The organism is Fibrella forsythiae, assembly GCF_017353175.1.
Lineage (GTDB): Bacteria > Bacteroidota > Bacteroidia > Cytophagales > Spirosomataceae > Fibrella > Fibrella forsythiae.
Window position 1 is genome coordinate 70089 of the sequence record NZ_JAFMYW010000004.1, and the last position, 26607, is coordinate 96695.

The following is a 26607-nucleotide window of genomic DNA, read 5'->3' on the forward strand; positions in this document are numbered from 1 at the left end:
AATAGTGTTTGTCAGGGTCATCCATTGCATTCAGCCAGTAAGGAATTAGAACATTCGCAGGTGGTGAAACGAATTTGGCTGATTTGTATTTTTTCAGGAAACAGGGCTCTTCTGGATTCATTCGGCAGGCTCAAATTGTACTGCACCTGCTGTAGTTTCTCCAGTTATGAAAAAGAATTTGCTGCCGCTAACCATGGGTGGTTTCGGAATCGGGATGACCGAATTTGTAATGATGGGTATTCTGCCCGATCTGGCCCGAACACTCCATATATCTATTCCGGTGGCGGGTCATCTTATTTCGTCCTACGCCCTGGGCGTTGTTCTGGGCGCGCCGCTGCTGGTCGCCATTGCCGGTAATTACCCGCCGAAGAAAATTTTGCTGGGCCTGATGGCGCTGTTTACAGTGTTCAACATCCTTTCGGCTTTTGCGCCTACCTACGAGATCATGTTGGTGACCCGCCTGCTGTCGGGCCTGCCGCACGGTGCTTTCTTTGGCGTAGGGGCCGTAGTGGCCAGTCGACTGGCTGGTCCGGGTAAAGAGGCGCGGGCCATTTCCATGATGTTTGCCGGACTCACCGTTGCCAATATCATCGGTGTTCCACTGGGTACGTATATTGGCCACGAGGTAAGCTGGCGGATCACGTTCGTTCTAATTGGCGTGGTAGGGCTAATTACGCTGATGGGCATTTACAAGCTGCTGCCTGAAATGCCGGTTGAAGGCGAATCGAACCTGCGTAAAGACCTGAAGCTGTTTACGTACGCCGAACCCTGGCTTATTCTGGGCGTGACTGCTATTGGCACGGGTGGTCTGTTCGCCTGGTTCAGCTACATCGCCCCGCTGCTGACAGAGGTTGCCCATTTCGAGGCGGGTCAGATCACCTGGATTCTGGTGCTGGCAGGAGTTGGTATGGCCGTGGGCAATCTGTTTTCCGGCCTGGTGGCCGACCGGATCTCGCCTATCAAAGCAACGATGCTGTTTTTGGCCTTGATGGTCGTTAGCCTGATTGTGGTCTATTACGTATCGCCGTTCAAAGGGCCGCTATTGGCCATGACGTTTGTAACCGGGGCTATTTCGTTCTCGCTTGGTGCGCCTATTCAGATTCTGATGATCCGGGCGGCTAATGGCTCCGAGATGTTGGCTTCGTCAATCACGCAGGCGGGTTTCAACATCGGCAATGCGTTGGGTGCTTTTCTGGGTGGCCTGCCCATCGCGGCCGGACTAGGCTATGCCTCGCCCCAATGGGTTGGTGCCGCTATGGCATTCATGGGGCTGTTGCTGGCGGTTGTGGTGTATTTTCGTCAACATGGTACCCGGCCAACCGTGATCGATGTAGATATGCCCGCCGAGGTTATTGCCTGATTACACCAGACAGGTCAACTGGTGCTGTACAGAGGGCAACCCCTTTCCAGGTACGTTCATCAGCGCAATTGGGCCGCAGGGAGTCCATTTAGCCGATTATCCGTTTAGTATGCTAATTGACAGCAGGAAATAACTAGCTTCGGCCTGCCACCACCTAAACCATGCAGGCTATGCTCTTCACTCCTATTTTTCTATTCATTGTCGCGATTGTCGCCTTCCTGTCCATTGTCATCGTACAGCAGGGTACGGTGGCAGTTATAACTATCTTCGGAAAATACAGCCGGGTACTCACACCGGGTCTGAATTTCAAAATTCCATTTATCGAGCTCATTTATCGCAAGATCTCGATTCAGAACCGGTCTGTCGAATTGGCGTTTCAGGCCATCACCGCCGATCAGGCCAACGTCAATTTCAAGGCAATGCTGGTCTATTCGGTGTTGAATCAGGAAGAAGAAACGATCAAGAATGTGGCGTTCAAATTCATTGACGAAGCCTCATTCATGCAGGCACTCATCCGCACGATCGAAGGCTCGATCCGTAGTTTCGTAGCAACCAAAAGGCAGTCTGAAATTCTGGGCCTTCGCTCTGAAATTATCGAACACGTCAAATCGCAGATCGATACGCTTCTCGAAAGCTGGGGCTACCACCTCACCGACCTGCAATTGAATGACATTGCATTCGATGAAGTGATTATGCGATCGATGGCGCAGGTGGTAGCGTCGTCGAACCTGAAAGCAGCGGCCGAGAACGAAGGGCAGGCGCTGTTGATAACGAAAACAAAAGCGGCTGAAGCCGAAGGGAACGCGATCAAAATTTCGGCCGAAGCGGAGAAAACGGCGGCGCAACTCCGTGGTCAGGGTGTGGCGCTTTTCCGCGAAGAAGTAGCCAAGGGTATGGCTGAATCAGCTAAAGTCATGAGTGAAGCCGACCTCGACGCCTCGCTGATCCTGTTCTCGATCTGGACAGAAGCCGTGAAGCATTTCGCCGAGAACAGCAAAGGCAACGTCATCTTCCTCGACGGCTCAACCGATGGCATGGAGAAAACCATGAAGCAGCTACTCGCTATCGAAAAGTTGAACGGAGCGGCTGACACCGGTAAGAAGTAAGCTTTTGTCATTCTGAAGAATTGAGGGATCGTGGCGCTTTTAGTAAGAACGCCACGATCCCTCAATTCTTCAGAATGACAAAAAATGCGATCAACTCAGCAGCAACGTACCTGAGCCACCTACTTCCTGGCAAAAGCGGCTTTGCCTGAATCCAGGAATTTGCCAAATTTCTCGACGTTCAGATCGTAGTTGATGGGCGACACCAGCAGCTTGCCGTCGCCATCGACGAGGCAGTAGTGCGGTTGAGCGTTGTTGCCATAACGAGTAATCTGCAAATCGCCATTTTGCGCGCCGATCGTTTTCTTCTGCTTCTGGTCGTAGCTCGACGTATACCATTCTCCTTCCGGCAGTTCGGTTTTATCATCGACGTATAGCGCCACAACTACGTAATCGGTCTGTAGGCGAGCCAGTACCGCCGGATCACTCCAAACGCGCTGCTCCATTTCGCGGCAGTTTACACAGCCATGACCGGTGAAGTCGATAAACACAGGCTTACCAACGGTTTTGCTGTAGGCCAGTGCTTCTTTATAATCGAAAAAGCCCTGAATACCGTGCGGCAATTTGAACAAGTCGCCATACCGAACTGTACGCTTGTCAGCTGGTGCCGTTTGTCCAACGCCTCCATGCAGGTTAAAATCCTGCGAGGTTTCGGGAGGCAGGTAGCCCGCCAACGCTTTCAGTGGAGCACCCCAGAGACCTGGAATCATGTAGACCACGAACGTAAACGTGATGATGGCCAGCAACAGGCGAGGAATGCTCACTTTTGAATTCGCCACCGGTAAGCGCATGCTGCCGTTAGCCGTATCAATCGTCATCATCTCGGGGCTATCGTGCGATAACCGGATTTTACCCAGCAGGTAAAGGCCAAGCAGACTGAAGATTACGATCCAGAACGACAGGTACACCTCCCGGTCGAGCAGATGCCAGTGGTAGACCTGATCGGCAATGCTCAGGAATTTCAGGGCCAGGGCCAGTTCCAGGAAGCCAAGCACCACCTTCACAGAATTTAGCCAGCCACCCGATTTAGGAAGCTTAGCCAGCCACTGCGGAAAGAGCGCAAACAATGTAAACGGAATGGCAAACGCCGACGAGAATGCCGCCATACCAACGATCGGCTTCACCACTTCGCCACCCGCCGACGCCACGAGAATGCTTCCCACGATAGGGCCGGTGCAGGAGAACGAAACCAGTACCAGCGTGAAGGCCATAAAGAAAATACCGGCCAGACCACCCCGCTCCGAAGCCGCGTCGGCTTTGTTGACAATCGAGCTAGGCAGCGTAATCTCGAACAGGCCCAGGAATGATAAACCAAACGTGAAGAACACCGCGAAGAAAAGCAGATTGGGCAACCAGTGCGTGCTCAGGAAATTGGCGAAAGCCGGGCCGTTGATACGCGATACCAACGTACCTATCAGGACATAAATGGCAATGATCGACGCGCCATAGAGCAACGCTTTCCACCAGCCCCCTTTCTGGTGCGTGAAAAAACTAACCGTCATCGGAATAATCGGAAACACGCAGGGTGTTAGCAAGGCGGCTAATCCCGCCAGAAAAGCCGTAAGCGCAAAGCCCCACAGCGACTGCGAACCGCCCTGCTCCCCTTCCAACTTTGCTAATGGGTCAACTTCACTAACGACTGGCGCCACCGACGTATTTAGCGCTGCTACCGTATCGATTTCAGCCACGTCAACAGTAGCTGATATCGATTCAGGTACGTTGGCAGTAGCAGACGCTACCGTAGTGGTACTGATTGGAACTGAAGCAACGGCAGTCGTTACACTTGTTGGCGGCGTTGAGCCCGCTGCCACCGTCAGCATAGACGATACGTCGAAATCGTCGCTTACCTGTACGCAGACAGTCGAGCAGGTCTGGCCTTCAACAGTGCCTTTAATGACGGGTTTATCGCTCAGCAGTTTCACTCTCTGCGTAAAAACCGCCGGGTTAGGCATGATATACGTATCACCTTCCCAGACATCATCGAACTTGGTTTCGTAGCCTATAGACATCAGTTCGCCAACTGCCTGAAAGGTCTTATTTTTCTCGAGCGCCAACGTGGTTGCCTGCGGGCCCATTTCCAGTTTCGGATTGGTTTTGGCGGCGTACATATGCCAGCCTTCCTTCGACCGGGCCGTAATACGAATCTCGACAACATCACCCACCTTCGCTTTCGTGGGCGAAACGCTATAGGCAAACGTGGTGGGTTTAGTGATGTTATTCTGGCCAAACTGACCGAAACTGGTCGTAATGGCGGTAAACAGGCAAAGCAACAAGCCCAGCGGGGCAATAAACCGATTCATACAGTGTAGGTACAACTAATAGGTTACGGAGGTAACGCGATTTAATCAGAAAATGGTTGCCTATTGGTGAGTGTCTGACGAGTGGATCGTAAAGACCATACGTTGCAAAGGACGTGCCGTGTTGCAACAGATAACCTTTCACTAAAAATGCGGTGTACTATTTGTTCCTTTTATGTGAAATCCTGACTATTTTTACTGGATTTTACAGCCCAGACAGTTAAAATGTAACACTCCGTGAAAGCGCTTTACGAAAAGGTAACTATTGATCAGGAACACTCATTGCTCGTAAAACACATTCGTCTTACCGCTTTTGGTGCGCTGTGGCATTACCACCCTGAATACGAACTCACCTACATTCTGGAGAGCAACGGCAAGCGTTTTGTGGGTGACCACGTCACCAATTTCGAGGTGGGTGATCTGGTGCTGATCGGACCAAACCTTCCCCACTTCTGGCGAAATGATGACGACCGCTACGATGAACTGCCCGCTGAAGCCATCGTTGTACAGTTTCCGGCTACACTAGACGAAAACCTGCTGAGTGTATTGCCCGAGTCGGGTCAGATTCGGCAATTGCTTCAACGGTCACGATATGGCTTGTGTTTTAGCGCTAATACGGTAGGTCGCCTGGCGCCTCGCCTCATTCAGCTACCGCACCTCGAAGGCATGGCACAGGTGCTTGAATTGCTAGGTATCCTGAACGAACTGGCAGCCGATCGCGACGCCATCTTGCTGGCTTCCGATAGTTATCAGCTTACAGCCAGCGAGGCTGAAACCGAGCGTATGAAGCGGGTTCTGGAGTTCGTACTCAAGCATTTCCGAAAAGAAATACGTATTGAACAGATCGCCTCAGTAGCCGGTATGGCCCCGGCGGCGTTTTGCCGGTATTTCAGAAAACGAACGGGCAAATCGTTTGTCGAATACCTGAATGAACTGCGCATCAGCCACGCCCGGAAACTATTGACACAGGCCGACCTGAGCGTTAGTCAGGTCGGGTTCGAGTGCGGATTCAATAATATCTCGCATTTTCATCGGCAGTTCAAGCAGCAGACAGGCACTACGCCTATGCGCTATCAGGCCATATACCGCGATAAACAGTCGCCTCTGCTACCCAGTATGGCTGGTTTATTGTCATAAATAAGTCGTAAGTCAATAGTCGATAGTCTGCTGACGTAAGCGTATTCGGGTGTCAGCAGACTATCGACTGCTGACTTATTTATGACTTAACACTTTAACTTGACTTTACCGCTGGAAGTCAGTAATTTTGCGACCTGAATTCATGAAAGGCCAACCGGTTTTACCGGGCTGGTTTCTTTCCACTGTCTTAGAATTACATAACTTTCTGTATAACAAGCTAATGGCTCGCGATTTATTATTGACGAGAAACATCGGTATCGCTGCCCACATCGACGCAGGCAAAACGACCACTACCGAACGTATTCTCTATTACGCCGGGGTAAGTCACAAGATCGGTGAGGTTCACGATGGAGCTGCCACAATGGACTGGATGGAGCAGGAGCAAGAGCGTGGTATCACGATCACTTCGGCCGCCACTACCGTTGACTGGACCTACCGCGACCAGAAATACCACATCAACATCATCGATACCCCAGGTCACGTTGACTTCACTGTTGAAGTGAACCGGTCTCTGCGTGTGCTTGACGGTCTGGTGTTCCTTTTCAGTGCCGTTGATGGTGTTGAACCTCAGTCGGAAACGAACTGGCGTTTGGCCAACAACTATAACGTTGCCCGCCTTGGCTTCGTAAACAAAATGGACCGCTCTGGTGCCGACTTCCTGAACGTGTGCAAGCAGGTGAAGGAAATGCTGGGTAGCTACGCTGTGCCTCTTCAGTTGCCAATCGGTGAAGAAGATACATTCCGTGGCGTGGTTGACCTTGTTAACTTCCGCGGTATCGAGTGGAACGACGAAGATAAAGGAATGACCTTCCGTGAGGTGCCGATCCCAGCCGATATGCTGGACGAAGCAACCGAATGGCGGGAAAAACTGCTGGAGGCCGTTGCCGAATTCGACGACTCGCTGATGGAGAAGTATTTCGAAGATCCTACCTCGATCTCGGAAGATGAGATCCTGGCGGCGCTGCGTAAGGCTACTATCAGCATGAAGATCGTGCCGATGCTTTGCGGTTCGTCGTTCAAAAACAAAGGCGTTCAAACGATGCTCGATTACGTGATGGCCCTGTTGCCTTCACCACTCGACAAAGAAAGCATCGTGGGTACCAACCCCGACACGGGCGAAGAGATTTCACGCAAACCATCTACGACAGAGCCGTTCTCGGCCCTGGCGTTCAAGATCGCTACTGACCCCTACGTTGGTCGCCTTTGCTTCATCCGTTCATACTCGGGTGTGCTGGAGTCAGGTTCATACATCCTGAACAACCGGTCGGGCAACAAAGAGCGTATCTCGCGTATCTTCCAGATGCACGCCAACAAACAAAACCAGATCGATCGTCTTGAGGCGGGTGATATTGGGGCTGTAGTTGGTTTCAAAGACATCAAAACGGGTGATACCCTGTCAGACGAGAAGAACCCAATCGTTCTCGAGTCGATGGTGTTCCCTGATCCCGTTATTGGTTATGCCATTGAGCCTAAGAAGACAGCCGACCAGGACAACTTCTCGAAAGCCATTGGTAAATTGATCGAAGAAGACCCAACCCTGAAAGTTGAGTCGAACGAAGAGACTGGCCAAACCATCATTCGTGGTATGGGCGAACTTCACCTGGAGATCATCATCGACCGGATGCGTCGTGAATTCAAGGTTGAAGTGAACCAGGGTGCTCCTCAGGTGGCCTACAAAGAGACCATCACCAAGAAGGTTGAACACCGCGAAGTATATAAGAAGCAAACAGGTGGTCGCGGTAAATTCGCCGACATCGTGTTTGAACTGATGCCACGTGACCCGGAAGAAGATGGTTCAGTGAAAGCTGGCCTCCAATTCGATAACGCGATCGTAGGTGGCGTTATTCCTCGTGAATTCATCCCTGCCATTCAGAAAGGTTTCGCAGAAGCCATGTCAACGGGTCCGTTGGCCGGCTATCCTGTCGATTCAATGAAAGTTCGGTTGTTCCACGGTTCATTCCACGACGTTGACTCAGACTCATTGTCGTTCGAATTGGCCGCTCGGATGGGCTTCCGCGAGTCTGCTCGTCAGGCTGGTCCGAAACTCCTCGAACCAATCATGGCCGTTGAAGTATTGACGCCGGAAGAATACACAGGTCCGATTACGGGTGACCTGAACCGTCGCCGGGGTATCATGAAAGGTATGGACACGCGCGCTGGTTCGCAGGTGATCAAAGCCGATGTGCCTCTGTCAGAACTGTTCGGCTACATTACGGAACTCCGTACGATGTCGTCGGGCCGGGCCACTGCCAACTTGACTTTCGCTCATTACGAAATCGTGCCGAATAACATCGCCGACACCGTAGTGAAGAAAGAAAAAGGCGGCCTTTCGTAGAAAAATCAGTTTACTGTAAACAGAAGACTGTTTACAGTAAACTCTTTTAAATCTTTCCCCTTCCGGAGTAAATGGTTCTTTCGGCTGGGGTCTATTTAACTAAACGAACCGCTTTTTATGAATCAGAAGATTCGCATCAAATTGAAGTCGTTCGACCACATGTTGGTTGACAAATCGGCTGAAAAAATTGTAAAGGCCGTTAAATCAACGGGCGCTATGGTGAGTGGTCCAATTCCACTGCCTACCGACAAAGAGATTTACACCGTCCTGCGTTCACCACACGTTAACAAAAAGGCGCGTGAGCAATTCCAGCTTTGCACCTATAAGCGTCTGGTAGATATCTACTCAACCAGCTCTAAAACGGTTGACGCACTGATGAAACTCGAACTCCCCAGCGGTGTCGATGTAGAAATCAAAGTTTAAGTTTCCGTAGTACGAAAAAAGGCCCCCGCTGTTTAGCGGGGGCCTTTTTTTTGTTTTCTGTTTACTGTCTTCTGTTGCTCCGCTATTACACAATACGTAAGCTAGCAGAGCAACAGAAGACAGTAAACTATAAACTCCCTTTTATGTGCTCGCCACCCGGATCAGGTCGTCGATACCGTTGATAATCGTGCCATTCTCCGGCATCTGAATATCCTGACCAACCATTTGGTAGCCGGTTAACAACAGATGTGCTTCGGGGAATTGGGCGCCTAGTTTAGTCACGTAGGCCTGTGCCTCGCTGTTAGACGGTACCGACGTGATGGCCGAAAAGATATAGTCTGGCTTATGAACGTTGTAAGCGAACATCAGTTCGTTGAACGGCAGGCTCTGGCCTAAATAAACGACTTTGTTGTAGCGCGCCCGGATGATATAATTGGCAAATAAGAGGCTAATCTCATGCATTTCGCCTTCAGGCAGGAACAGCATATACTTTTTCCCGTTGGGCCGCTGCTTGCTCACCTGGCCATCAATAGCCACAATCAGCTTCTGACGGATCAAATTGGTGATGAAGTGTTCTTGAGCCGGGCCAATCGATCCGGTTACCCACAACGTACCTATACGGCTCAGGAATGGGTAGATGATGTTGATCATCGTATTCTCGAAACCGAACTGCAGGATGTTGGTACTGATGATCTTCTCAAAACGATCTTCATCCAGATCAATCATTGTGATCGTCAGCGCGTGGATCTGATCGGGATAGTTGAGCTGTTTATCAGATATTTTGATTACCTCCTGATACATCTCTTCAACCGAGAGCTTGGAGATTTCGGATATCTTGTAACCGTGATCTTTCAGTAACGAGATGTTCAGGACCAGCTTCAGATCCTGATCATCGTAGGTACGTATGTTCGTATCAGTCCGCTTAGGCTGAATGATATTATACCGATGCTCCCAGATCCGCAACGTATGGGCTTTGATGCCGGAAAGCTGCTCTAAATCTTTAATCGAGTAGTTACTCATGGGATGATCAGATTACAAGTTGGTGCAGATAACAGTCGCTGTGAAAGCAAGCTAAATGAGCCCATTTTAACCCTGCGCTCTTGAACGCAACGTCTAAACTAAGCACCTATTTATCGCTTTGCAACTTTTCGATGGAATATGCAATAACACAGCATGAAATATTATCAAATAACCCACCGTAAGGCATAATTGTTTAGCCAATGGACAACCGGTAAAGGAGCTGATGGCCAATGAAAAAGAACGCTTGCAAACTGATTATCAGTACCACCAGCCGGTTTTCTTTTCGAAATGGCAACCCATACCAGATACTAAGTAACGCCACCGAAACAAGCCACCAACCCAGATAATTCTGGATAGGAATGGGGTGTCCAAACCACGTCCAGAAGTCGAGTCGAATAGCAACAGGTTCAACCAGCAAGTCGAGTGCAACCATACCAGCCGCCGCAATAGCTGTTTTGAGATACACTGGCCACGTAAAGCGATCAAAAAACGAACCAAAGCAGTAGGTCAGTAACAGCCAGTTAGCGCCAATGATGGGCGGAATATCGAAGAGTTTAGGGCCGAGACCTGCGCCATACGCATAAGGGCCGCCAAACACGTACCCGGTACGTACACCCAGCAACTCCACAAAAAATCCCGTTAAAACGGCCAGAGCGATATAGAACGTGAAAGCGGGCCGCCAATCAGTATGGTACCAGAGTAACGCTGCCAACGTACCCAGCAGATTTAGCGCGGTCAACTGTTTGAAAAGTGGCGCAACGGCTGGCACCTGCAACCCAATCAAGCCGGCGATGTAGGCCAGAATCAGGATGGTACGAATGAGGTTATCGTAACGAGGTACAGGGTGGTCAGTCATTTATGATCGGGGCTGGTGATAGCAAGTTACTAGCAATTAAGGCGGACCAGGCAAAAAAAAAGTCCTGACAACACATGTCAGGACTTCAAATGGTGGGTGCACGATGGGTCTCGAACCCACGACCTCCGGCACCACAAACCAGCGCTCTAACCAACTGAGCTACGCGCACCATTTAATTTGAGAATGCAAAGGTAAGAAGTAATTAAGAGTTAAGAGATAAAAGTTAAGAGTTTTTTTTTGCTCCTGCCAACTCATAACTTTTACCTCTTAACTCTCAATTACTTACGCTGCTTTCGCCTGTTTGTACCGTGCATCGGCGGCGCTCCAGTCAACTACGTTCCAGAATGCAGCGATGTATTCGGGGCGCCGGTTCTGGTATTTCAGGTAATAGGCGTGCTCCCATACATCAAGACCAATGATTGGCGTACCCTTTTGCTCGGTAACATCCATCAATGGGTTATCCTGGTTTGGCGTTGATGTAACGGCCAGTTCACCGTCGGCCGTAACGATCAACCACGCCCAGCCTGAACCGAAGCGCGTTGTAGCGGCTTTCGTGAATTCTTCTTTAAAGGCATCAAACGAACCGAATTTCTGATCGATCGCCGTAGCCAGTTCGCCCGAAGGCTGGCCGCCGCCGTTTGCCGACAGGATGTTCCAGAAGAACGTATGGTTGAAATGGCCACCGCCGTTGTTACGAACAGCAACCGGGTATTTGCTCACGTTGGCTACCAGCTCATCGATCGACAGGTTTTCCATTTCGGTGCCTGCCACGGCGTTGTTCAGGTTCGTTACGTAGGCGTTATGGTGTTTGCCATGGTGGATTTCCATGGTCTGCTTATCTATATTTGGTTCAAGCGCATCGCTTGAATAAGGCAGTGGATCGAGTACGAAAGCCATATCTGTGTTTAAGGTTTAATTCATCCGGACTAACACCGCGCTTTTGCTTTATGTTCTTAGGCGTCCGAAAAAGTTCGTCATCAACGTCCTGCTTTGGTCTGCCAAAACGCCTGTTTCAATGCGCGTTTTCGGATGCATCGGTGAAGGAGTCAGCCGCGAAAAGCCACGTTTTGGATCGTCAGCACCAATCACCAAACGGCCCAACTGCGCCCAGAAAATAGCGCCTGCGCACATTACACAGGGTTCGAGCGTAACGTACAGCGTACAGTTTGTCAGGTATTTGCCGCCCAACATCTGTGTAGCCGCCGTAATGGCAATCATCTCCGCGTGGGCCGTTACATCACTGAGTTGCTCGGTCTGGTTACGCCCTTTTCCGATAATACGGTTCTGGCAAACAACCAATGCACCAACCGGAATCTCACCTGCCTCAGCCGCGTCTTCGGCCAGAGCAAGGGCCATTTCCATGAAGTATTCGTCGGTGAACATAGATGGTAGAAAATACAATGAGGTGACGCTAAACCGGCCGGTCACATCACCTCAAGGTCGTGGGCGGAGATCTCTCCTCATTCAATACGAAGATACAGCCAGCACTATTATTAACTATCTGCTAAGTATCGACTTGTCAGTTGACCTACACCGTTTCAGCCTTCAGTTTGTCGCGTAGCTGGAAAAGCTCGTCGCGGAGGCGAGCGGCCTCCATAAAGTCGAGGTCTTTGGCGGCGCGCTCCATCCGGGCCTGGGTTTCTTTAATGAGCTGCTGCAAGTCGTTTTTACCCATGTATTGCACAACCGGATCGGCCGCAATGTTGATCTCGTCGGGCTCCACGTAGAACTGCTTCGGTTTCGAATCGGCCACTTTAGTTTGTCCCATGATCGATTCGCGCGATTTGAGCACCGTTTTGGGCGTGATTCCATTTGCAATGTTATAGTCTAGCTGAATGGCGCGGCGGCGGTTGGTCTCGTCAATCGCTTTCGCCATCGAACCCGTGATCCGGTCGGCATACATGAGCACCCGCCCGTTCGCGTTCCGGGCAGCCCGGCCAATGGTTTGAATCAATGACCGGATGTCGCGCAGGAAACCCTCCTTATCCGCATCCATAATGGCCACAAGCGATACTTCGGGCAAGTCAAGGCCTTCGCGAAGCAAGTTCACTCCCACCAGCACGTCGAAGTTGCCGAGGCGCAGGTCACGCAGGATTTCGACGCGGTCGAGGGTTTTTACTTCTGAGTGAATGTAGCGCGTTTTGATGCCGACACGCTCCAGGTATTTGCTCAGTTCTTCGGCCATGCGTTTGGTCAGGGTCGTGATCAGAACCCGCTCATTCCGCTTAATGCGGGCATCTACTTCCTCCAGCAAATCATCAATCTGGTTCAGGCTCGGACGTACCTCAATTTCGGGGTCGAGCAGGCCCGTTGGGCGAATAAGCTGTTCCACCACCACGCCTTCACTCTTCCGCAGTTCGTAATCAGATGGCGTAGCCGACACGTAGATGGTTTGTGGCGTCAGGTCTTCAAATTCCTGGAACGTCAGCGGTCGGTTGTCCATCGCCGAGGGTAGCCGGAAGCCGTAATCAACCAGCGCTACTTTACGCGACCGGTCACCGCCCCACATAGCGCGGATCTGCGGAATGGTTACATGGCTTTCGTCGACCACCATCAGGAAATCATCGGGGAAGTAATCGAGCAGACAGAATGGCCGTTGGCCCGGTTGCCGGTTATCGAAATAGCGCGAGTAGTTCTCGATGCCGGAGCAGTAGCCCAGTTCGCGCATCATTTCCAGATCGAACTCCGTGCGCTCCTTGATACGCTCGGCCTCCTGCTCGCGGTATTCGCTCTCAAAAAACTTGATCTGCGCTACCAAATCATCCTGAATCTGATGAATAGCCCCGTTCAGGGTTTCGCGACCCGTAACGAAGAGTGTAGCGGGGAAAATGGTAACCGACTTTTCATTCGATAGCTTTTTGCCGGAAGCCGGGTCGATCCGCTGAATGGATTCAATCTCATCACCGAAGAAAATAAACCGGTAGGCAAAGTCGGCGTAGGACACAAACAGATCGACCGTATCGCCTTTCACGCGGAAATTACCCCGTTCGAAATCACCCTCTGTTCGGCTATAGAGAATACTAACCAGCTTATGGAGCAGCTGATTACGGCTCATCCGTTCGCCCTCTGCAATGCGGATAATGCTGTTTTTGAACTCTTCTGGGTTACCCATGCCGTAGATGCATGACACCGAAGCGATCACGATCACGTCGCGCCGGCCGCTCATCAGCGCCGATGTGGCCGCCAGCCGAAGCTTATCAATTTCCTCGTTGATCTGAAGATCCTTCTCGATATACGTACCTGTGGTGGCAATGTAGGCCTCTGGCTGGTAGTAGTCGTAATAGGAGATGAAATACTCGACGGCGTTGTTCGGAAAAAACTGCTTAAACTCGCCATAGAGCTGCGCCGCCAGCGTTTTGTTATGGCTCAGAACGAGCGTTGGCCGGTTTGTCTGCGCAATCAGGTTGGCAATCGTGAAGGTCTTACCGCTCCCCGTGACCCCAAGCAATACCTGCGCCGGTTCATTGTTATTGACCCCTTTAACCAGCTCGACAATGGCTTTTGGCTGGTCACCGGTTGGTTGAAATTCAGACGTTAATTCAAAGTTCATCAGCGTTGTTGCTACGAGTTGGCGTAATCCACCAATTTACGAATAAACCAGCCAACAGGCAAGGTCGTTTTAGAAAGACGCATTTGATTTCGCTCTATTCCAGGTACGTTGCCCCTTGCCTAACCATTCGCCAACCCTGACTGTGATAGCCAGGTTGTTTGATTATGGCCTTTAGCCTAATCATGATGCCGACAAAACCTACGTTTACCAATCCGTTGCTGCCCTATGGCCCCGACCCCTGGGCAGCCTGTCACGACGGTTTTTACTACTACACGCACTCAACCCGTACCAACCTCACGATCTGGAAAACGCGCGACATCGCCGAGCTGGCCCATGCTGAACAGAAGGTAGTCTGGACCGTACCCGACGACGGGCCGTTCTCAAAAAATATGTGGGCGCCCGAACTCCACTATCTGGACGATGGAACAGGCAAAACGTGTTGGTATGCGTACCTAAGCGCGGGTGAGGATCGGGATGCGGGCGACCAGCGCATATGGGTGCTGGAAAACAGGAATTGCGACCCCTTACAAGGTGAATGGCAGGTGAAATGCGAACTTACAACACCCGACAGCAAATGGGGTATCGACGGAACCGTTATCGATCTGGATGGCCAACTATTGCTGGCCTGGTCGGGTTGGGAAGGAGACGAGAACCGGCAGCAGAATATTTACCTATGCCGCATGAGCAACCCCTGGACCTGCGTGGGAAACCGGCTACTCCTATCAGAACCCACCTTACCCTGGGAACGCCACAACCACGATCCAGACCCCAACAGCGGACGAAACCACGTACTAGTCAATGAAGCGCCCGCTTTCATGCGCCATAAAGACCAGCTATTCATCATCTATTCGGCCAGCGGCTGCTGGACCGACGAGTACACTATGGGCCTGTTGACGGCCCGTATCGACAGCGATTTAATGAGAGCCGCATCATGGACAAAAGCTCAGGAGCCCTTTTTTAAAACGTCGATGCGTAACGGCGTATTCGGCCCCGGTCATGGCTGCGTTTTCCACACCGAAGCCGGACAAACGTGGCTACTTTATCACGCCAATCCCGGCCCCAATAAGGGATGCGAAGACGAACGTACCCCGCGCCTCCAGCGAATTCACTGGCACCACAACGGCTCACCCGATTTCGGTGTTCCCGCAGCCGAGGGAATGGAGATAGCACGGCCGGCGTAGGTTAATTGGCTGAGTTAGTTAATTGGTTACCTAATCAACCAGCCAACCAATTAACTAACTCAGCCAGCCAACCTAAAACCCTTCCGCTTTGATCTCCTTCTCCGTGATGATACCGTATTTCTTTACCTTATCACGAATGGCCTCAGCTTTGCCGACGAGCACAAACTGCAGCTTATCTTTCGGGAAATACTGGTCGATGATCTGCCGGGTTTTGGCCACCGTCAGGCCATCGACGTTCTTCTGAAAATTGTTGATAAACGACTCATCGAAGCCCAGGCTGAACATATCCGTCAGCAGATTCGCCAGGCTGCTGGCTGATTCGTAGCGGGGCGGAAAATCGGCCTTGACGTAGTTCTTGGCCGACGTCAGCGTCTTCTCGTCGATGCCCGTCCGGTGCAGGCTATCAAGCACCTGAAGCGCCATATCGATAGCCTGCGTGGTAGTGCTATTCTTCGTAAAGGTCGAGATGGCAAAGGTGCCGCTTTTCCGGAACGTGCCAAACCGGCTGTTGGCACCGTAGGTCAGGCCTGAATTCACGCGCAGGGCATCATTGAGCCACGACGTGAACCGACCGCCCAGAATCGTATTGACCACCGTGACAGGAATAAAATCGGGGTTATTTTGCGTGATGCCTTTACCGCCGATCAGAAATGTGGTTTCGCGTGCATCATCCTTATTCACCAGCAACACCCGGTTTTTATCGAACGTAAACGCCGGCTCGGCTAAAGCGGGCGACGTGGCCGCAGCCGTTTTCCAGCCACCAAACAAATCGGTGATGCGCTTTTTCATCGCTGCCGTGTCGAAATCGCCGACAATGGCAATGGCGGCGCGGTCGGTGGTGAAGTTTTTCTGGTAAAACTGCCGCGCATCAGCCGCCGAGATGGCCGAAACCGAGGCGGGCGTACCTGTCAGCGGATTAGCGTAGGGATGTGCGCCATACACGAACGTATTGAAATACGAGCCAATCACCCCGCGCGGCGTTTCTTTCTGCTGGGTTAACTGAAGCAATTGACGTTGCTTGTATTTATCAAACTCGGTCTGGTCGAACGTTGGCTTCGTGAGCACATCCTGTATGATATCAAACAGGAGGTCCTGATCTTTTACGGCAAACGACGCGGTCATTTTAGCCACTTCTTTACCAGCAAACGTTTCAACGCTGGCACCCACGTACTCGATCTTTTCTTCGAGCTGCGATTTCGTGTACTTCGAACTACCAAACAACAGCGCCTGAGCGGTCATATTGGCCAGTCCGTAGCGACTGCCATCCTGCACGGCACCCGCATCGAACACGGCCGAGATGTTGACAAGCGGTACTTCGTGCTGTTCCATCAGATAAACCGTCAGGCCGTTCTTGAGCTTGAACTTCTGATAAGGCGGCACCTTAAACGTCTGGGCCAACAACGTACCCGCTGTAATCAAGGCAATTATAAACGTGACTACGAATTTCATATGATTGGGGATATCGGATGTCGGATTGGGGATATCGGATTGGGGATTTGCTCCGCTGAGCTTCGTGACTGTTCCTCAGCGGAGCAAATCCCAAATCCGATATCCCAATCCGTTTAGTTGTTTTTAGCTGGGTTTGGCTTGGGCTCTGGCAACAGATAACCCACTGTGCGGTTCCGCTCGGTCAGGTACGTTCGGGCCACGCGCTGCACGTCTTCTTTGGTCACCTTTTCATAGAGCGAAGGGGCCTCATACAACTTCTTGTAATCGCCAAAATACAGTTCATACGTACCCAGCGAATTAGCCTTCCCGTTGATGGATTCCATAGTCCGGTAAAACTCCATCAGCTTCTGGTTCTTCAGCTTTTGCAATTCCACATCCGTAATGCCTTCGTTGATCACCTTATCGATCTGGCGCAACACGGCCTGCTCTAGTTGTGGAGCCGTAACACCACTGGCCGCAATGGCGTAGATAGAAAACAAGCTCGGGTCAAACGACATGTCGGCGTTGGTAAACACCCGCGACGAAATGGTTGAATCGAGCACCAGCGATTTCACCAGCCGCGACGAATTGCCCGAACTCAACACGCCACTAAGCAGATCGATGGCATAATAGTCGGGGTGACGGGTAGCAGGAGTATGGTAGGCCAGCAAAATGTTGGGCGTCGCAATGTCTTTGTATGTTGTGGCGCGCCGTTCACCGTTTTGCGGGGGTTCAACGGTACGTAGGCTATCGGGCAATTTCTGCGCGGGAATTGGCTCAATATACTGTTCGGCCATTTTCTTCACCTGCGCGGCCGTTACATCGCCAACCACTACCGCCACGGCATTGTTGGGTGAGTAATACGTTTTGAAATACTTCTCCAGATCGGCCTGCGTCCATTTCTTGATGTCCGACTCGAAACCGATGACCGGAAACATATACGGGTGCTCCACAAACGCTACTGACTGCACCAGCTCGCTCAGCACGCGGTAATTGCTGTTCTCCAGACCGGTGCTCCGCTCTGATAATACCACGCCGCGCTCGCTTTCCACCATTTTTGGGTCAATAGCCAGGTCCCGAATCCGGTCAGCTTCCAGGTCGAAGATCGTTTCAAGCGCGCCGCTCTGAAACCAGTCAGTATACACCGTTGTGTTCTCAGTGGTATACGCGTTGTTCGATCCGCCATTGGCTTCCATGACCCGGTCGAACTGCTTGGGGCCGTATTTCTTGGCCCCGTTGAACATCATGTGCTCAAAGAAGTGCGACAGGCCGGTGATGCCATGCACTTCATTGCGCGAGCCAACTTTCCAGAATGAATAGAAATTTGCGTTGGGAATCGAATGGTCTTCCAAGACCATGAATTTCATGCCGTTCTTAAGCGTGAACGTCTGCACGTCTTCTGCTTTAGGCTTATTCTGAGCCAGCATAACGCCCGCCGAGAGCGTCAGTACGGTCAAAAGCCCTAGTCGTTTGTTCATGAGAGGATTTTAGTTTGGCAAAAGCCTAAAACTAATGCCCGGTTCGCTCCAGAACAACGCCTGCCTGCGCAGTGGCTCTACTTTCTGTTAGCCCAACCCTCATTGGGATGACAGAAAGTAGAGCCACTATCTATAAGTTGAACTGACTAATACATAGTGCCGCTCGCCTGTAGCTAATGGCTACTAACTGTAGAGCTTCATTGGTTTTTATAGTTATCGCGCAAGGCATCCCAAGTTTACAGACACAAAGGGGAGGCTTTTTCACCCTGCTACTCGTCATGTTAAACGAGATCTTGCACGGGCACATCATGATCAACAAGCTGCTTTCCCCATTCGCAAATTTTATCCAGTATTGGCAGGACAGACTTACCAAAATCAGTCAGTGAATATTCAACCCTTAACGGCACTTCATCAAATTGTTTGCGAACAATAAGACCATCGTCTGCCAACTCTTTTAATTGTTGAGACAAGACTTTTTTAGAAATCATAGGCACAACAGCGGCTAACTTTCCAAACCTTTTATTTCCGTTAGACAGATAGAATAAAATTATTGGCTTCCAGCGACCACCAATTTTATCTACTGCTGCCGTTAGTGGGCAGTTATATGGATTTCCTGAGCTTTTCTTTTTTTGAGTGGTTACCATGTGGTAAGTAGTTTATAGTAGTTCCATTATAACACAAAGACTCGAATTTCTACCTTTACCTTATGATAAGAACAATGGAAAATAGAGTCCTTTCTTTGGTTGCTGTTTTACTCATCACTAGTATGGCAACTTTCGCTCAAACTAAAGGAGTACGGAATACCAATTCTGCGAATAAAAAACTCCTGCTCAATATTGTCGACAATCTGTTCAATAAAGGCGACACTACCTATGCCGACAGCTATTTTGTGCCCGAATTTGCCAGAGAAGAAAAGGCATTTACCCAACAAATCCGTGCAGCGTTTCCTGATCTGCTAATCACTGTAGATATTCTCGTTGCAGAGAAGGATATGGTTGCGGCAAGGTGGATAGCCAATGGTACACAAAAAGGGATATTCCTTGGTGTCAGCCCAACAAACAAAAAGGTAACATGGAAAGGCTCATGGTTTTGGACCTTTAAAAATGGACAAGTTATTGACGGCATGGGCAAAGGTTCATGGGACGCCTTAGGGTTACTCAAACAACTGCAATCAAAGTAATAATTATGAATATAATACATTCACTGATAGGCAAAACGGGCAGTAAGCCTTTCATTTTTATTTTGATTGGGTTGTTAGTCGTGTTCAATATTTTAATGAATGCGCCTGGCTTACCAACCAGCACGCCATCAATGCAAAACATTTCACCCACCTTTACCCCTTTTGATTTACAAGCTAAAGGATATAATGTTGATAGTTTCACCAATGACTTGAACGAATTAGGTATAGAAGGAAGAACCATTTATAAAAATTTCATGATTTGCGATATTTTTTTTCCTTCAATTTACGCTTTCACATTTTCATCTCTTATTTTTTTAATATTCCGTAAAAGAAAAAATTGGTCAAATTGGTTGTTTTTGATTCCACTTCTCACAGGGCTTGTAGACTATATTGAGAATATTTTTATCGCCATAGCTTTCTCTGACTATCCCTCTTCAGATCATCTTACTGTGTCAGTAGCAAGTTTGGCAACGCAAGCAAAAATGTCATTGAACGCTTTACTGATTTTATCCTTGCTATTTACCCTTGGCACTTGGCTGGCAGCACTAGTCAAAAATAAATAAGCACAGCTGTACACTACTGCTAGTACTACCAATAGAGCTGGACGTTATAAAGATGAAAAAACGTTGAAAAACGTTTACGCAAACCACCGCTCCCACTCCAGGCGCTCCTGCGCCTGGCCAATCCACTCTAGTACCACAAGGCCGGCATCATCATAGCCCATGCGCAGGCCGATGAACGTCAGGTGCTCATTCAGCAGCCGGCCGATGGGGCCATTGCCGGTGATGCAGGTGTCGAAATACCAGTCGAGGGGTTCGTCAGCAACCTCGGCGGCGATGGCACGGTAGTCGTCGTAGGTATAACCGCGGGCGGGTTGACCGTTTTCTGTTGGACCGAAGCGTTGCCAGAGAAGCCGCATCACATCATCGAGCGAGCGTTCGTGGTTGAATTTTCGGCGCAGGTGCAGGTCGAGAATCAGCGACACGATAGCCCCCTTATGATACACCGACACTTTCCGGTCAGGAACACCGCGAACGTACCCATCCAGCCACAGATCCCACGACGATTCGGTGAGCGACAGCGACGCGCGGCCAGCCTGCTCGAAATGGCGTTTCAGAACCACCAGTAACTCTTTCAGGTACGCCGCATCATCGAACACACCCGACCGACGGAGCATCAAATCGCCGTAATAGGTGGTAATTCCCTCAGCCACGAAGCAGGTGGTAAAATAGTTTTCACGCGTGAAATCATAAGGCGTCAATTCGGCGGGGCGAATTCGGCAGATATTCCAGGCATGAAACAGCTCGTGCGACGCCACGCCCAGCAGATCGGTATACAGGCCCGCTCCTTCAACGGTGACACCATCGGCGGCCAGCCCTTCCAGTTCAGGGCCAAGCACCAGCACGGTACTGTTCCGATGCTCAACGCCGTGGTAATACGGAACAGGCAGAACAAGTGTCAGAAAGTGGTATTCTGATTCCGGAAAATCGCCAAATAGGTTGATTTGCGCTTCGGTGAATCGGGTAAAGTCAGCGGTTATCTGAGCCGGGTCGAAGGCGGGCGGCATTCGGTAATTCCAGCCCTGCACCCAAACCGTAACATCCACTTCCTGAACGGTATAACGAACGGCCTGCAACGTACCTGAGGCAATCAGCGGACTATCGACCAGCGCATAGTAATCACTGGCGACTAGTGTTTTGCTGTCTTGCTGAAGAAGTCCGCAGGCAATTTGCCAGCCGTCAGGAATGTGGAGGGTAAGGGAACATGCTTCGTGTAGTCGACCCTCGGCATAGAGGCAGAGATTAACCGGATTGATATACCAGAAGTGCGACGAATCGGCGTAGCTACTCCCGGCATCAAGCTTGTGATCACCCGCCACCAAACCAAAATAGGTGTAACGTACCTGCACCGACGTAGCGCCGTTGGTTTTCACCTGCCAGCGATCTTTCGTCACTTTCTGGTACGCCAACGGCTGATCGTTCTGATCGAAAACGGCAAACGACCGGATGTTCTTCGCAAAGTGCTGTAGCTCATACCGACCCGGCCGCCAGGCGGGCAACTGAAAATCGAGCGTATCGCCTGTTACTTCGTCGATACGACAGGTAATGTTGATGTAATGGCTGCCCGGTTCGGCAACGGAAAGAGTGTACTGCATGATAAACCTATAAGGTCACGGAGACCTTATAGGTTTCAACAAATACGCTAATCCAGATCAATATAATACGGCTCGTGGTCCATCTCTTCGCGGGCTTCTTCGGCAGCTTCAAACTGAGCCTGTTCTGGCTCTGAAAGGGCTGGCTGAGGTTGTTGCGCCTGCAATTGCCGTACAAACACACCGGCACTCACCAGCGCCAACGTACCTGCTACTGCGGCTACGGCATCATTTCGGCCACCCTGTTTGGCCGCCACACCGGTAAAACCAGCCACAAAGGGCAGCAAATAATACGGATCGTTCAGCTTCTTCGACACCGTGACGCCAATGGCCCCCAGCACACCAAGCAACCCGATAGCAAACGGAACGGCCCGCTCGCGACTCACCCGGTAACCAGCTTCAATGAGCAGATTCGTGGTTGCCACACCTGTAGCCACCGTGATCCAGCCCGCGTAAATGCCCGTTGCCTGATGAAATGTTTTTTCCGGTTGTGGTACGTCAGGCGTTTGTCCAACACCCAGCGCGTTGTGCAGGGCCAGTACCGTTGGCAACGTACCCAGCGTAATGGCGTTTGCCGCTACCCGCGCCTCTTTCTCGCCTCGCGAGAAGAAAACGCCGAACAGTCCGTTCAGCAGGTAATTGGCCACCAGCCAGGGAGCGGCTTTCTCATAACGTGGATTATCGACTTGCGACGGCAACGCCTGATGCACGGCCAGACCTAGTGTGCCAGTATAGATCACCGGCCAGACAGTGGCGAATGTACCACCAGCCGGAGTTATCAGATTGGTTTCCAGCTCGTCCTGATACTCGGGAACCACATCGGTCCGGCGTTTTTTGTTCCGTGGCCCGGCAAAGAAATACGTACCCACGATGCTACCAATGACCAATGCGGCCGTAGCAATGCGGCTGATTTTTGTGTTTTCCATAAACGGTGATTGAGCGATTTCTTTCTAAAACCCGCTCAATCATCCGCTTGTTTGGCAAAAGTCTTCTGTTTTCGGTTTACTGTTGCGCTGCTGAGTAGCGAAGCAACAGTAAACTGAAAACAGCAAACGGAGGATTTACCGAACCACGCTTTCTCCTTTCAAATGCTCGTTCAGGTAGTCGACGTATTGCTGATAGAGCAGTTGGTAGGTGGTTTGGCTGTAAGCTACGCCGTGGGCACCAGGCGGATAAATGCGCAGATCGGCATCTTTACCGGCGTCTTCCAGCGCGTTCATGAGCTGGAACGTATTGCGCACGTGTACGTTCTCATCCATCGTTGAGTGGGCGATGAACATCTTACCAGCCAGGTTTTTGGCATAGGTAGTTACCGCGCTTTTCTGGTACGCCGCGTCATTCTCAGGCACCAGTCCCATGTACCGCTCTGTGTAAATGCTGTCGTATAACCGCCAGTCGGTGACGGGTGCGCCCACCAGCGACACCTTGAACACACCGGGATGGGTCAGCATGGTGTAGCTGCTCATGTAGCCGCCGTAGCTATGCCCGCGAATGGCCATCCGAGCGCCATCGACCCATGGCAGCGTGGCCAGGTACTGGGCCGTTTCGGAGAAATCCAGGCTTTCGTAGTAGCCCAGCTTTTCATAGACCATCTTCTCGAACTGGCTGCCGTAACCACCGCTTCCCCGGTTGTTTACGCCCACCACCACGTAGCCCTGCTGCGCCAAATATTGATGCCAGGGTTGTGCCTGCCAGTCGTTATACACCGACTGCGACCCCGGACCACCGTAGATATCGACCACCACCGGATAACGTTTCGTGGGCTGGAAGTCAGCGGGTTTGATGATCGAAATGTCGATTTTCTGGCCGTCTTTCGTCGTAAACGAACTTAGCTCTTTCGGCGAATAGGTATTCGTGCTGACGTACTCTTTCACGCGGGCATTGTCTTCCAGGGTCTTCACCAGATTACCCTTCACATCGCGCAGTTCAACCTGCGTAGGCGTCTGCACGTTCGAATAGCGGTCAATGAAATACTGCCCGTTGTCCGACATGTTGATCGCATGCCGACCGGCTGGCGTGGTCAGGCGTTTCTTGTTTTTGCCGTCCGCATCGATCACGTAAAGCTGCCGTTCCAGCGGCGAGGCTTCGGTTGATGTAAAATAGACCTTCTTTCCTTTCGTATCAATGTGCTGAATCGTTGATACCTCGAAGTTGCCCTTCGTGACCTGATTCAGCAGTTTTCCGCTGTAATCGTAGCGATACAGGTGCGCCCAGCCGTCGCGCTCCGACACCCAGTAGAACTCGTTCACGCCCTGCGGAAACTCGAACAGGTGATTCACACCCGCGAAGAAATCGAACACGTCGACCCAGGTCTTCGAGGTCTCGGTCATGATCACTTTAGCGTCGCCGGTGCGGGCGTTGGCCATGTACAGGTTCAATTCATTCTGTTTCCGGTTCAGGTGCACCAAGGCCAGTTGCCCTTCCTGCGATGTCCAGTAGATGCGGGGGATATACCCCTGCTGACCTTCCACATTCATAAACGCCGTTTTACCATTGGCAATCTCGATCGCACCGATCCGAACACTTGGGTTTCGGTCGCCTACGCGGGGGTATGGCAGCGAATCGTAGGTCTCGCGGAACCCCTGGTAATTCGTGAGGCGGTAGATGGGTACGTTCCGTTCGTCAGACTGCCAGAAGGCAATGAACTTGCTATCGGGCGACCAGGCCCAGGCCTGTGCCAGGCCGAATTCCTCCTCGTACGCCCAGCCGAAACGACCGTTGTAGAACGCCGGCTTCGCGTCGCCGGTGAGCTGCGTTTCTTTCTGCGTGGCAAAATCGAACACGAACAAATTACCACCGCGCTCGTAGCCTACCTGTTTGCCATCGGGTGAGAGTTCGGCGGTCTGTGCGTCTTTGGCCACGAGTTTCAGCACCTTATCGGCGAGGCTGTACACGTAATAATCCGAGATACCCGACCGACGGTAAACAGGCCGGAAATTGGTCTGGAAAAACAGGTTTTTTGAGTCTTTCGACCACTGGAACGAATCGAAATCAAACGCTTTTTCAGTGCCCGGAAACTTCATCGCTTTACCGTCGAAAAGCACTGTTTCACTCTTGTCGGCGGGCGAAAACACCTTGATCGTTCCCGACCGGTCGAGGAAGGAGAAACGCGTGCCGCCATTGATCCAGTTTACCGAACGTGGGCCATTGGCACCCGCCAGTTGCCCGCCAGAGCGTAATGCCTGTTGCAGGTCAGCGTAGCGCGGTTTGGTCGTTTGCGCTACGGTTGGCGTAACCGTTGGCGTTGCAGCGGCCAGAAGAAGCCAGAGTATGTGTTTGTTGATGGACATGGAGCAAAATTACTTTCCTAAAGTTACTTCTCAGATAAGCCAATCGTAATCGTTTAATGGTTAAAGTTGCAGTATAGAATTAGATGCGAATAACACATCTGCCGTTTTTTGTCATCCCGACGTCAGGAGCGGTTCGCCGTTGCGAGATCGTGGCGTTCCTTTATGTAGCGACTGGCGCTTTCAACAAGGCCACCAAGATTTCGCAACGGCGAACCGCTCCTAACGTCGGGATGACAAAGACGCCCCCTAAATCCGCACGGTCCGCCGCTGTGTACTATTACTTCTGAACCCTATGAAAATCAATAAACTGCTTGTTGCCAATCGCGGCGAAATTGCCCTTCGTGTGATGCGTACTGCCCGCGAGATGGGCATCAAAACCGTGGCTATCTACTCGGAAGCCGATCGGAATGCCCTCCACGTTCGCTACGCCGACGAAGCCGTATGCGTAGGGCCGGCCCCCTCAGCACAGTCGTATCTGCGGGGTGATGCCATTATCGAAGTCTGTCGCAAACTGGGCGTCGATGCTATTCATCCGGGCTATGGGTTCTTATCGGAAAACGCCAATTTCGCCCGGCAGGTACAGGAGGCTGGACTGATTTTTATTGGTCCTTCGCCAGAAAGCATCGAGGTGATGGGCAGTAAGCTGGCCGCTAAAGCCGCCGTGTCGGGTTACAACATCCCAATGGTTCCCGGCACGCCTGACGCCATCGACGACCGGGAAGAAGCCAAGGTTATTTCGGCCAAAATCGGCTACCCCATTCTGATCAAAGCCAGCGCGGGTGGCGGGGGTAAAGGCATGCGGGTGGTCGAAAAAGAAGCCGATTTCGACGAACAGATGGACCGCGCCGTCAGCGAAGCTATTTCATCGTTCGGTGATGGATCGGTGTTTATCGAGAAGTACGTTACCTCGCCCCGGCACGTCGAAATTCAGGTGCTGGGCGACCAGCACGGCAACATCATTCATCTCTTCGAGCGCGAATGTTCAGTACAGCGTCGGCACCAGAAAGTGGTGGAAGAAGCCCCCTCAGCCATTCTGACGCCCGAAATCCGGGAGGCGATGGGTCAGGCGGCGGTCGACGTGGCGCGGGCCTGCGGCTACTACGGCGCCGGTACGGTGGAGTTCATCGTCGATGCGAACCTGAACTTCTATTTCCTCGAAATGAATACCCGTCTCCAGGTAGAACACCCTGTTTCTGAATTGATTACGGGTGTCGATCTGGTGGAGCAGATGATCTACATCGCCGAAGGTAAAGAACTGACGATCAAACAGGAAGACCTGAAAATAAAGGGCCACGCCGTGGAGGTACGTGTCTACGCCGAAGACCCGGCCAACAACTTCCTGCCCGACGTAGGTACGTTGGAAACCTACGTTCGCCCACAAGGTAACGGCGTGCGCGTCGACGATGGGTTTGAGCAGGGTATGGCGATTCCAATCTATTATGACCCGATGATTGCCAAGCTGATCACCTACGGCAACGACCGCGCGGCCGCCATTCAGAAGATGATCCGAGCCATTGACGAATACCAGATCACGGGTGTACAGACCACGCTGCCATTCTGCAAATTCGTGATGGAACACGATGCCTTCCGCTCCGGCCAGTTCGACACCGGTTTCGTCGCCAACTACTTTACCCCCGACGTGCTGAAAACCGAGGCCGACCCGCAGGAAATCGAACTGGCCGCCGTGCTGGCCGCTTACCTGCTGAATACCCAAAAGCCGAATGCAGCAACCGTGCAATCGGTAACAGCACCCTCAAAAAGCCGTTGGCGCGAACGTCGACTGGGGTAAGAACAGACTGCACGACGTGTGAGTTAAA

21 protein-coding genes and 1 tRNA gene are annotated in these 26607 nt (G+C 51.4%); 9 read left to right on the forward strand and 13 right to left on the reverse strand.

The features are described 5' to 3' along the window. Nucleotides 1-166 precede the first annotated feature (166 nt). Both J2I46_RS14460 and J2I46_RS14465 read left to right on the forward strand, forming a co-directional pair. Nucleotides 167-1360, forward strand: coding sequence for an MFS transporter (locus J2I46_RS14460; RefSeq protein WP_207329759.1), 1194 nt, complete (start codon nucleotides 167-169; stop codon nucleotides 1358-1360). Nucleotides 1361-1530: 170 nt separating this feature from the next. Further along, nucleotides 1531-2466: an SPFH domain-containing protein gene (locus J2I46_RS14465; RefSeq protein ID WP_207329760.1), complete on the forward strand. Its 936-nt coding sequence runs from the start codon at nucleotides 1531-1533 to the stop codon at nucleotides 2464-2466. Nucleotides 2467-2585: 119 nt separating this feature from the next. On the opposite strand, the gene J2I46_RS14470 is transcribed toward J2I46_RS14465, so the two are convergent. Next, nucleotides 2586-4763: a protein-disulfide reductase DsbD family protein gene (locus J2I46_RS14470; protein WP_207329761.1), complete on the reverse strand. Its 2178-nt coding sequence runs from the start codon at nucleotides 4761-4763 to the stop codon at nucleotides 2586-2588. A 234-nt stretch (nucleotides 4764-4997) separates the two neighbouring features. Between J2I46_RS14470 and J2I46_RS14475 the strand changes: the two genes are divergently transcribed. From J2I46_RS14475 to rpsJ, 3 genes are all read left to right on the forward strand, one after another. Continuing rightward, nucleotides 4998-5897 (forward strand): AraC family transcriptional regulator, encoded by a 900-nt coding sequence (locus J2I46_RS14475; protein WP_207329762.1) that lies wholly within the window; start codon nucleotides 4998-5000, stop codon nucleotides 5895-5897. Between the two features lie 220 nt (nucleotides 5898-6117). After that, a complete protein-coding gene (gene fusA, locus J2I46_RS14480) occupies nucleotides 6118-8232 on the forward strand; it encodes an elongation factor G (RefSeq protein WP_207329763.1) in 2115 nt (704 codons plus the stop codon). 117 nt (nucleotides 8233-8349) lie between these two features. Further along, nucleotides 8350-8655, forward strand: coding sequence for a 30S ribosomal protein S10 (gene rpsJ, locus J2I46_RS14485; RefSeq protein WP_085411961.1), 306 nt, complete (start codon nucleotides 8350-8352; stop codon nucleotides 8653-8655). 141 nt (nucleotides 8656-8796) lie between these two features. On the opposite strand, the gene J2I46_RS14490 is transcribed toward rpsJ, so the two are convergent. The 6 genes from J2I46_RS14490 to uvrB all read right to left on the reverse strand — a co-directional run bounded on the left by J2I46_RS14490 (nucleotide 8797) and on the right by uvrB (nucleotide 14081). Further along, a complete protein-coding gene (locus tag J2I46_RS14490) occupies nucleotides 8797-9675 on the reverse strand; it encodes a MerR family transcriptional regulator (RefSeq protein WP_207329764.1) in 879 nt (292 codons plus the stop codon). 193 nt (nucleotides 9676-9868) lie between these two features. Next, a complete protein-coding gene (locus J2I46_RS14495) occupies nucleotides 9869-10531 on the reverse strand; it encodes a carotenoid biosynthesis protein (RefSeq protein WP_207329765.1) in 663 nt (220 codons plus the stop codon). Nucleotides 10532-10625: 94 nt separating this feature from the next. Further along, a tRNA-His gene (locus J2I46_RS14500) sits at nucleotides 10626-10701 on the reverse strand. A gap of 112 nt (nucleotides 10702-10813) precedes the next feature. Then, a complete protein-coding gene (locus J2I46_RS14505; protein WP_207329766.1) occupies nucleotides 10814-11428 on the reverse strand; it encodes a superoxide dismutase in 615 nt (204 codons plus the stop codon). Nucleotides 11429-11476: 48 nt separating this feature from the next. Next, entirely contained in the window at nucleotides 11477-11914 is a 438-nt protein-coding gene (locus J2I46_RS14510; protein ID WP_207329767.1) for a nucleoside deaminase, read from the reverse strand. A 145-nt stretch (nucleotides 11915-12059) separates the two neighbouring features. After that, nucleotides 12060-14081: an excinuclease ABC subunit UvrB gene (uvrB, locus tag J2I46_RS14515; RefSeq protein WP_207329768.1), complete on the reverse strand. Its 2022-nt coding sequence runs from the start codon at nucleotides 14079-14081 to the stop codon at nucleotides 12060-12062. 182 nt (nucleotides 14082-14263) lie between these two features. Between uvrB and J2I46_RS14520 the strand changes: the two genes are divergently transcribed. Continuing rightward, nucleotides 14264-15262, forward strand: coding sequence for a glycoside hydrolase family 43 protein (locus J2I46_RS14520; RefSeq protein ID WP_207329769.1), 999 nt, complete (start codon nucleotides 14264-14266; stop codon nucleotides 15260-15262). 72 nt (nucleotides 15263-15334) lie between these two features. Here the strand turns inward: J2I46_RS14520 and J2I46_RS14525 are convergent, their stop codons facing one another. The 3 genes from J2I46_RS14525 to J2I46_RS14535 all read right to left on the reverse strand — a co-directional run bounded on the left by J2I46_RS14525 (nucleotide 15335) and on the right by J2I46_RS14535 (nucleotide 18812). Then, a complete protein-coding gene (locus tag J2I46_RS14525) occupies nucleotides 15335-16711 on the reverse strand; it encodes a M16 family metallopeptidase (RefSeq protein ID WP_207329770.1) in 1377 nt (458 codons plus the stop codon). Between the two features lie 113 nt (nucleotides 16712-16824). Further along, nucleotides 16825-18168, reverse strand: a complete 1344-nt coding sequence (locus J2I46_RS14530) for a M16 family metallopeptidase (RefSeq protein ID WP_207329771.1) — start codon at nucleotides 18166-18168, stop codon at nucleotides 16825-16827. Nucleotides 18169-18449: 281 nt separating this feature from the next. Beyond that, on the reverse strand, nucleotides 18450-18812 hold the full coding sequence (locus tag J2I46_RS14535; protein WP_207329772.1) for a winged helix-turn-helix transcriptional regulator: 363 nt from the start codon (nucleotides 18810-18812) through the stop codon (nucleotides 18450-18452). A 122-nt stretch (nucleotides 18813-18934) separates the two neighbouring features. Here J2I46_RS14535 and J2I46_RS14540 point away from each other — a divergent pair, with 122 nt between their 5' ends. Both J2I46_RS14540 and J2I46_RS14545 read left to right on the forward strand, forming a co-directional pair. Then, nucleotides 18935-19348, forward strand: coding sequence for an ester cyclase (locus tag J2I46_RS14540; protein ID WP_207329773.1), 414 nt, complete (start codon nucleotides 18935-18937; stop codon nucleotides 19346-19348). Nucleotides 19349-19353: 5 nt separating this feature from the next. Next, nucleotides 19354-19911, forward strand: a complete 558-nt coding sequence (locus J2I46_RS14545) for a hypothetical protein (protein WP_207329774.1) — start codon at nucleotides 19354-19356, stop codon at nucleotides 19909-19911. A 74-nt stretch (nucleotides 19912-19985) separates the two neighbouring features. Here J2I46_RS14545 and J2I46_RS14550 read toward each other — a convergent pair whose 3' ends face one another. From J2I46_RS14550 to J2I46_RS14560, 3 genes are all read right to left on the reverse strand, one after another. Beyond that, the gene (locus tag J2I46_RS14550) at nucleotides 19986-21503 is read right to left on the reverse strand and encodes a M61 family metallopeptidase (RefSeq protein WP_207329775.1); all 1518 of its coding nucleotides are present in this window, start codon (nucleotides 21501-21503) and stop codon (nucleotides 19986-19988) included. A 47-nt stretch (nucleotides 21504-21550) separates the two neighbouring features. Continuing rightward, nucleotides 21551-22426 (reverse strand): TspO-related membrane protein, encoded by an 876-nt coding sequence (locus J2I46_RS14555; protein WP_207329776.1) that lies wholly within the window; start codon nucleotides 22424-22426, stop codon nucleotides 21551-21553. A gap of 135 nt (nucleotides 22427-22561) precedes the next feature. Beyond that, nucleotides 22562-24790 (reverse strand): S9 family peptidase, encoded by a 2229-nt coding sequence (locus tag J2I46_RS14560; RefSeq protein ID WP_207329777.1) that lies wholly within the window; start codon nucleotides 24788-24790, stop codon nucleotides 22562-22564. Between the two features lie 292 nt (nucleotides 24791-25082). Between J2I46_RS14560 and accC the strand changes: the two genes are divergently transcribed. Beyond that, the gene (accC, locus tag J2I46_RS14565) at nucleotides 25083-26579 is read left to right on the forward strand and encodes an acetyl-CoA carboxylase biotin carboxylase subunit (RefSeq protein ID WP_207329778.1); all 1497 of its coding nucleotides are present in this window, start codon (nucleotides 25083-25085) and stop codon (nucleotides 26577-26579) included. The last annotated feature ends 28 nt before the right edge of the window (nucleotides 26580-26607 follow it).

Coding starts and splice junctions, on each gene's coding strand:
- J2I46_RS14460 (WP_207329759.1), top strand. CDS start 167: ATGAAAAAGAATTTGCTGCCGCTAACCATGGGTGGTTTCGGAATCGGG.
- J2I46_RS14465 (WP_207329760.1), top strand. CDS start 1,531: ATGCTCTTCACTCCTATTTTTCTATTCATTGTCGCGATTGTCGCCTTC.
- J2I46_RS14470 (WP_207329761.1), bottom strand. CDS start 4,763: ATGAATCGGTTTATTGCCCCGCTGGGCTTGTTGCTTTGCCTGTTTACC.
- fusA (WP_207329763.1), top strand. CDS start 6,118: ATGGCTCGCGATTTATTATTGACGAGAAACATCGGTATCGCTGCCCAC.
- rpsJ (WP_085411961.1), top strand. CDS start 8,350: ATGAATCAGAAGATTCGCATCAAATTGAAGTCGTTCGACCACATGTTG.
- J2I46_RS14490 (WP_207329764.1), bottom strand. CDS start 9,675: ATGAGTAACTACTCGATTAAAGATTTAGAGCAGCTTTCCGGCATCAAA.
- J2I46_RS14495 (WP_207329765.1), bottom strand. CDS start 10,531: ATGACTGACCACCCTGTACCTCGTTACGATAACCTCATTCGTACCATC.
- J2I46_RS14505 (WP_207329766.1), bottom strand. CDS start 11,428: ATGGCTTTCGTACTCGATCCACTGCCTTATTCAAGCGATGCGCTTGAA.
- J2I46_RS14510 (WP_207329767.1), bottom strand. CDS start 11,914: ATGTTCACCGACGAATACTTCATGGAAATGGCCCTTGCTCTGGCCGAA.
- uvrB (WP_207329768.1), bottom strand. CDS start 14,081: ATGAACTTTGAATTAACGTCTGAATTTCAACCAACCGGTGACCAGCCA.
- J2I46_RS14520 (WP_207329769.1), top strand. CDS start 14,264: ATGATGCCGACAAAACCTACGTTTACCAATCCGTTGCTGCCCTATGGC.
- J2I46_RS14525 (WP_207329770.1), bottom strand. CDS start 16,711: ATGAAATTCGTAGTCACGTTTATAATTGCCTTGATTACAGCGGGTACG.
- J2I46_RS14530 (WP_207329771.1), bottom strand. CDS start 18,168: ATGAACAAACGACTAGGGCTTTTGACCGTACTGACGCTCTCGGCGGGC.
- J2I46_RS14535 (WP_207329772.1), bottom strand. CDS start 18,812: ATGGTAACCACTCAAAAAAAGAAAAGCTCAGGAAATCCATATAACTGC.
- J2I46_RS14540 (WP_207329773.1), top strand. CDS start 18,935: ATGGCAACTTTCGCTCAAACTAAAGGAGTACGGAATACCAATTCTGCG.
- J2I46_RS14545 (WP_207329774.1), top strand. CDS start 19,354: ATGAATATAATACATTCACTGATAGGCAAAACGGGCAGTAAGCCTTTC.
- J2I46_RS14550 (WP_207329775.1), bottom strand. CDS start 21,503: ATGCAGTACACTCTTTCCGTTGCCGAACCGGGCAGCCATTACATCAAC.
- J2I46_RS14555 (WP_207329776.1), bottom strand. CDS start 22,426: ATGGAAAACACAAAAATCAGCCGCATTGCTACGGCCGCATTGGTCATT.
- J2I46_RS14560 (WP_207329777.1), bottom strand. CDS start 24,790: ATGTCCATCAACAAACACATACTCTGGCTTCTTCTGGCCGCTGCAACG.
- accC (WP_207329778.1), top strand. CDS start 25,083: ATGAAAATCAATAAACTGCTTGTTGCCAATCGCGGCGAAATTGCCCTT.